The following is a 6,494-nucleotide window of genomic DNA, read 5'->3' on the forward strand; positions in this document are numbered from 1 at the left end:
AATGATCTGCCTATGGCACGCGACGCTTACATCTTTGATGCAATCCGCACGCCTCGTGGCCGAGGCAAAACGACGGGATCACTCTATGAAGTCAAACCCATTGACCTGCTTACAACGCTGTTTGTCGAGCTCAAGCGGCGTCATGACCTGGACACCTCGCAGGTGGACGACGTCATTCTGGGGTGCGTAACCCCTATCGGAGAGCAGGGGGGCAATATTGCCAAAACAGCCGCCCTCTACGCGGGCTGGGACCTTTCTGTACCTGGCGTTCAAATCAATCGCTTTTGCGCTTCCGGACTGGACGCGGTCAACCTGGCTGCGATGAAAGTGCGCTCCGGCTGGGAAGACCTGGTCGTAGCTGGCGGGGTCGAGTCTATGTCGCGCGTGCCCATGGGCACCGACGGGGGACCCTTGATGCTGGATCCTGCTGTTAGCATGCAGATTGGCTTTGTACCCCAGGGCATTGGCGCGGACCTGATTGCGACAATCGAAGGATTTTCGCGGGAAGATGTGGATCGCTATGCGCTCTGCTCGCAACAGCGAGCTGCGCACGCGCAAGCCCAGGGGTATTTCAAATCGATCGTGCCCGTGCGTGACCAGAACGGGCTGGTGGTGCTGGCCAGAGATGAACATATCCGGCCCGATACCACGCTCGAAGCCCTGGCTGCGCTGCCTCCGGCTTTTGAGATGGTGGGAGCGATGGGGTTTGATGAGGTGGCGCTTCAGAAGTACGTTACTGTCGAACGCATCCACCACGTCCATACGGCCGGCAACTCGTCGGGTATCGTCGATGGCGCAGCGCTCGTGCTGATCGGCTCAAAGGAAAAGGGCGAGGCGCTGGGCCTCAAACCACGGGCGCGAATTGTTGCAGCAGCACTGGTCGGCACGGAGCCCACCATCATGTTGACCGGTCCAGCTCCTGCCTCGAAAAAGGCGCTGCAGCAAGCGGGCATGACGCTCCGCGACATTGATCTGATTGAGGTCAATGAGGCGTTCGCGGCCGTGGTGCTCAAATTTTTGCGCGATATGGGGCTGGAAGACGAGGGCCTGGAACGCGTGAATGTAAATGGCGGGGCCATTGCGATGGGACATCCGCTGGGGGCTACCGGCGCGATGCTGCTGGGCACCGCCCTCGACGAACTGGAACGCCGCGATCTTTCGACGGCCCTGATCACGCTCTGCGTGGGCGGCGGCATGGGCATCGCTACGATCATCGAACGGGTGTAACGGCCATGGTCGAATCAGTACAACCGGCCATTCGCTACGAGCGTGACGCTGAAGGAATCGTCACGCTCACGATGGACCTTCCAGGACGCTCGACCAATGTCATTAACGAAGCTTTTGCCAACGCGCTGGCAGCGACGCTAGACCGACTGGAGCAGGAAAAGGACACCCTGGTCGGCGTCCTGCTGACCTCTGCCAAGCCTACGTTTCTGGCCGGAGCCGACCTGGAAGCCCTGCTGGCGCTGCAGGATCCGGCCCAGGCGTTCCAACAGGCTGAGCAGTTTAAAACGCTCTTGCGGCGGTTGGAGACGCTGGGGCGACCTGTGGTGGCTGTAATTAATGGAACGGCCCTCGGAGGCGGGCTGGAACTGGCCCTGGCCTGCCACCGGCGGATCGTACGGGACGACCCCTCCATTCGCCTGGGGTTTCCCGAGGTGACGCTCGGCCTGATTCCCGGAGGCGGGGGAATTACCCGGCTGGTCCGGCTACTCGGTCTTCAGGAGGCGTATCCGTATTTGATCGAAGGGCGGCAGCTCTCACCGCGCGAAGCGCTGCAGGCAGGAATCGTGCACGAGTTGGCTGAAAGCTCGGAAGCTCTGCTGGAAAAGGCCCGGGCCTGGATCCGCTCCCGGCCCGACCCGACGCAACCCTGGGATCGACCCGACTACCGAATGCCGGGAGGCGATCCGCGTCATCCCCGGATGTTTCAGCTCCTGGCTGCAGCGCCTGCCATGCTCCGCAAACAGACCTGGGGTAATTATCCAGCCCCCGCCGCCATTTTAAGTGCAGCGGTCGAAGGGGCGCTTGTCACGTTCGACGCAGCCAGCCGCATCGAGTCGCGCTACTTTGCCCGCGTGGCCACCGGTCCGGTGGCGAAAAATATGATTCAGACGTTCTGGTTTCAGCTCAATGAAATCAACAGGGGGCGCAGCCGTCCATCCCACGTGCCGCCTACCGAAACGAAAAAAGTGGGTGTGCTCGGGGCTGGACTGATGGGGCATGGCATCGCCTACGTGACTGCCCTGGCCGGTATGGAAGTGGTGCTCAAGGATGTCTCGCGGGAAAAGGCCGAAGCAGGCAAGCATCGCATTGCCAGGCTACTGGACGAGCGCGTGGCAAAAGGGCGGCTTACGCCTGAAGAAAAACAGGCGGTGCTCGACCGCATCCAGACGACCGATCGCAGCGAAGACCTGTCGGGATGCGACCTGGTCATTGAAGCGGTTTTTGAAAATCGGAAGGTCAAGGCGCAGGTCATTCGGGAAATTGAGCCGCTATTGCCGGGCAATGCGGTCTTTGGATCGAACACGTCCACCCTGCCCATTACCAGCCTGGCTGCCTATGCGCAACGGCCCCGGCAGTTTGTGGGCATCCACTTCTTTTCGCCGGTGCACCGCATGCGGCTGGTAGAGTTGATCCGGGGACGCCAGACGTCCGATGAGGCGCTGGCAAAAGCTTTTGACTATGTGCGCAAAATTGGCAAGACCCCGATTGTCGTAAACGACAGCCGGGGATTCTACACGTCGCGTGTGTTCGGGGCGTACCTGAACGAGGGGCTGGCGCTGCTGGCTGAAGGCCAACATCCCCGGGCTATTGAGGTGGCAGGCCGACAGGCCGGAATGCCTATCGGACCGCTGGCAGTGGCCGACGAGGTCGGATTGCAGCTCATGCAGCACATCCGGGAGCAAACGGAGCAAGACCTGGCGGCCGAGGGCAAAACGCTACCGCCGCATCCTGCCTACCAGGTGCTCGACGTGATGGTTCGACAGCACAATCGGCTGGGCAAAACGTACGGTGCCGGCTTTTACGAGTATCCTAAAGACGGACCGAAGTATCTGTGGCCGGAGTTGCGCCGGCTTTTTCCGCCGCAAGGGACTACCCTCTCGCAGCAGGAAATGATCGATCGTTTATTGTTTATCCAGGCGCTGGAGACGGTGCGCTGCCTGGAAGAAGGGGTGCTCTCTTCTGTGGCCGACGCCAACGTTGGCAGTGTTTTGGGCTGGGGGTTTGCCCCCTTCTACGGCGGTACGTTGCAATTTATCAATGCGTATGGCCTCGGGCGCTTTGTAGCCCGGGCGGAAGTCCTGGCCGAGCGGTATGGCAAGCGGTTTGCCCCGCCGGAGCGCCTCCGCGAGATGGCACGCCGCGGCGAAGCGTTTGTCTGACCCAAACCAGGAAGTCGTATGGCAACCGTGACAATCTGGAAGCAACCGGCTACACTGGACGATCTGAACCGGATGACCGAAGGTAACCTGATGGGGCATCTGGGCATCCGGTTTACGGAAATTGGCGACGACTACCTGGTGGCTACCATGCCGGTCGATCATCGGACGCAGCAGCCGTTTGGCCTGCTGCATGGCGGAGCCTCGGTAGCGCTGGCCGAGTCGATGGGAAGCGTTGGTTCCCACCTGTGCATCGACACGGCGCGTTATTATTGCGTGGGATTGGAAATCAATGCGAATCATATTCGGTCGGTCCGTTCGGGGTTGGTCAAAGGCATTGCGCGACCACTTCATCTGGGCCGCCGCACGCAGGTGTGGGACATTCGCATCTATGATGAACAGGACCGACTGGTATGCATCAGCCGTCTGACTCTGGCTGTGCTGGCCTACCAGGAATAGCTATGGGATGGTGGAGGCAGAATCAAGCAGATGGCCCGGAAAGCGTTTTGGGGCTGCTACTCGGGAAAGTGAGCTAGTCGCTGGGGCGCTTCCCGTAGCAAGGGACGGGCAGGAGACGCTACATGATATTCCAGATGTGCGCAATCTGGTTGGATAGTAAGCTTACCTTGTTGGCCCGGCTGCAGCTGCAGCTCGGAACCTGAAAAGTCGGTGGCATGCCGCCCTGTCCTCGGTTGGGGTGGCTGCCCTCCGCAGATTGATCTATCAAATCGTCCTCAAGCACTGCAGCATGAAGGATACGCTGCGACGCACGGCTGGCTGTATCTGAACGGCAATGCTATCAAAATGTTGACCACGGTCAATCAGGCTGATCAATCTGGCCTGCCTGTTGCGGAAACGCAGAAAAGGCTGGTTTAAGTGGGCAAAGCCGTGTAAATTGACCTAAAGGCTTCAGCGATATAAACCTGAGACTTATCGGGGTGGGCATACCCGAGGTAAAGCAGTATGGCCCAGGATGCTTTTGAGCCTGCGGCTTCGCCGGGAATGCAGCGCCAGCTTCAGATTTATCTGAACGGACTGGCCGGCGAAAGGCCGCCTTTTCCGATAGCGATCGAGGCGCTGGAAGTCCGGGCGCGTGAGGTGTTGCGTCCGGAAGTAGCTGCCTACCTGTGCAGTGGCGCAGGGGGCGAGGAGACCGTGCAGGCCAATCGGGAGGCGTTTCGTCGCTGGCAGCTGGTACCCCGGATGCTGCGTGGCGTCGGGCAGCGAGCGTTGCACATCGAATTGCTGGGGCGCCGGCTTCCGGCTCCTGTACTGCTGGCCCCTATCGGTGTGCAGGGAATCCTGCACCCAGAAGGCGAGCGGGCTGTAGCCCGTGCGGCTGCCACCGTGGGCGTGCCCTTCGTGCTGAGCACGGTCTCCTCCGTATCCCTGGAAGCGGTGGCGGAGGTAATGGGAAACGCGCCGCGCTGGTTTCAGCTTTACTGGGGGCGCGATCCCGAACTGACCGTCAGTCTGATTCAGCGAGCTGAGGCGGCAGGCTATGAAGCGCTGGTGGTCACGCTCGACACCCCGCTGTTGGCCTGGCGTGCCCAAGACCTGGAGCATGCCTACCTGCCGTTTCTGCACGGCGAAGGGCTGGCCAATTATTTCTCCGACCCGGTCTTTCGCCGACGCCTCGATGAACCCCCGGAATCCAATCCGACAGCCGCTATCCTGACGTTTGCACGCATTTTCTCCAACCCGGACCTGACCTGGGAGGACCTGGCCTTTCTAAAGAAAAATACCCGGTTGCCCATTCTATTGAAGGGAATCCTGCATCCGGACGATGCGCGGCAGGCGGCAGAGGCCGGCATGGACGGTGTGATCGTCTCGAATCACGGCGGACGCCAGGTAGACGGGGCGATTGCGGCGCTGGATGCGCTGCCCGCGGTGGTGGAAGCGGTAGGGGATCGGCTGCCTGTGCTGTTTGACAGTGGTATCCGCCGGGCGGCCGATGTGCTCAAGGCAATAGCCCTGGGGGCCCGGGCCGTACTGCTGGGCCGGCCGTATACATGGGGACTGGCCGTCGGCGGTGAGGCCGGCGTGCGTTTTGTGCTGGAGAACCTGCTGGCCGAACTCGACCTGGCGCTTGGACTGCTCGGTTGCCGGAACTGGGACGAGGTTGACCGAACAGTCCTCCATCGCCTGGAGGACTGAAGGAGCGGACCTGCGCGGTCGGGGCGCAAGCTGGTGCTGCGCAGCTTTATGAAGCGCTCTTTCACGGCTTCCTGAGCGGTCTTTCAGGAGCACTTCGTCTATGGGCCGGCCGCTCTCGCCGGATTGTCCGGCCGGCTTGCGGCACCTTGCCGGATGCATCCAGACGTTCCGGGCAACCTGGCGCCGGCGCAAACACACCTGCCCCCGACCGCGCGCCGCAAGCGACAAGCTACCTGCGCCCATCGTACCCTGTGGTCCCAGCGACCCGGCATTTCTGTATCCCCCAGCTTTTCCCACAGACCCATCCAGACAGCAGCTATGTGCAGCGTGCGCTACGGGACCGGTCTGCTGTTGCTGAGCCTGTTGTTGCTGGGCTGCGAGGCGGAGCGCGTGCTGGGGCCGTTGCCGCCGGCCTCGTTGCCAAAGGAAGGGCCTGCGCCGTTGCCGTCGGTCTCGTCAGGAGCACTGCCGCAGGTTTCGGGGGACCGGTGGGCGGAGGTGGTGGCCTGGTTGCAGCAGGTGCGGCAGGCGCTGGGGGCGCCGTATGTGGCGTTTGTGAGCTGGCGCGACGAGGCGGGGCGTTGGCGGTATCGGTACGTGGTGTTGCGGGTACCGCGGCGGTGGGTGCGGGAAAGTGGGGGCCGGGAGCAGGTGTACTGGTTTCGGAGGGAGTGGGAGGGGGTGCTTTGGGGGCAGGTGTTGGCGTGGGTGCCGTCGCATGAGCGGGTGTTGTGGGCGTTGCGTTGGTGGGTAGGACGCAGGGGTTCGTCGTCGGGTTCGGCGGTGGTGCAGGGGAATGACTGTGCGGTCAGCGGGGGTGCGTCGTTCATGTACGTGCCTTCGTGTGGGTGTTATGTGTTTGAGGAGGTGGAGGTGGTGTGTTCGGCAGCTGGGGGCGGGGGGAGTTGGCCGCCGACGCAGGAGGATCCGCGGTGGTGGCAGCAGGAGGGGGGA

General features: G+C 61.9%; 5 protein-coding genes. All 5 read left to right on the top strand.

The annotated features are described in order from the left end of the window. Positions 1-12 precede the first annotated feature (12 nt). Positions 13-1,227, top strand: a complete 1,215-nt coding sequence (locus BUA15_RS12120; RefSeq protein ID WP_072716252.1) for an acetyl-CoA C-acetyltransferase — start codon at positions 13-15, stop codon at positions 1,225-1,227. 5 nt (positions 1,228-1,232) lie between these two features. Next, positions 1,233-3,386 (top strand): 3-hydroxyacyl-CoA dehydrogenase NAD-binding domain-containing protein, encoded by a 2,154-nt coding sequence (locus tag BUA15_RS12125; protein ID WP_072716253.1) that lies wholly within the window; start codon positions 1,233-1,235, stop codon positions 3,384-3,386. A gap of 72 nt (positions 3,387-3,458) precedes the next feature. Next, positions 3,459-3,842, top strand: coding sequence for a hotdog fold thioesterase (locus tag BUA15_RS12130; protein WP_423815759.1), 384 nt, complete (start codon positions 3,459-3,461; stop codon positions 3,840-3,842). Positions 3,843-4,346: 504 nt separating this feature from the next. Next, a complete protein-coding gene (locus BUA15_RS12135; protein ID WP_072716254.1) occupies positions 4,347-5,540 on the top strand; it encodes a lactate 2-monooxygenase in 1,194 nt (397 codons plus the stop codon). A gap of 318 nt (positions 5,541-5,858) precedes the next feature. Continuing rightward, positions 5,859-6,494 (top strand): hypothetical protein (locus BUA15_RS12140; protein WP_143149615.1); only part of this gene is annotated, 636 nt, incomplete at its 3' end.

Source organism: Rhodothermus profundi, from assembly GCF_900142415.1.
GTDB lineage: Bacteria > Bacteroidota > Rhodothermia > Rhodothermales > Rhodothermaceae > Rhodothermus > Rhodothermus profundi.

Bases quoted from the DNA above. Each gene is read 5' to 3' on its own strand.
- BUA15_RS12130 (WP_423815759.1), top strand. From the start codon at position 3,459: ATGACCGAAGGTAACCTGATGGGGCATCTGGGCATCCGGTTTACGGAA.
- BUA15_RS12135 (WP_072716254.1), top strand. From the start codon at position 4,347: ATGGCCCAGGATGCTTTTGAGCCTGCGGCTTCGCCGGGAATGCAGCGC.
- BUA15_RS12125 (WP_072716253.1), top strand. From the start codon at position 1,233: ATGGTCGAATCAGTACAACCGGCCATTCGCTACGAGCGTGACGCTGAA.
- BUA15_RS12120 (WP_072716252.1), top strand. From the start codon at position 13: ATGGCACGCGACGCTTACATCTTTGATGCAATCCGCACGCCTCGTGGC.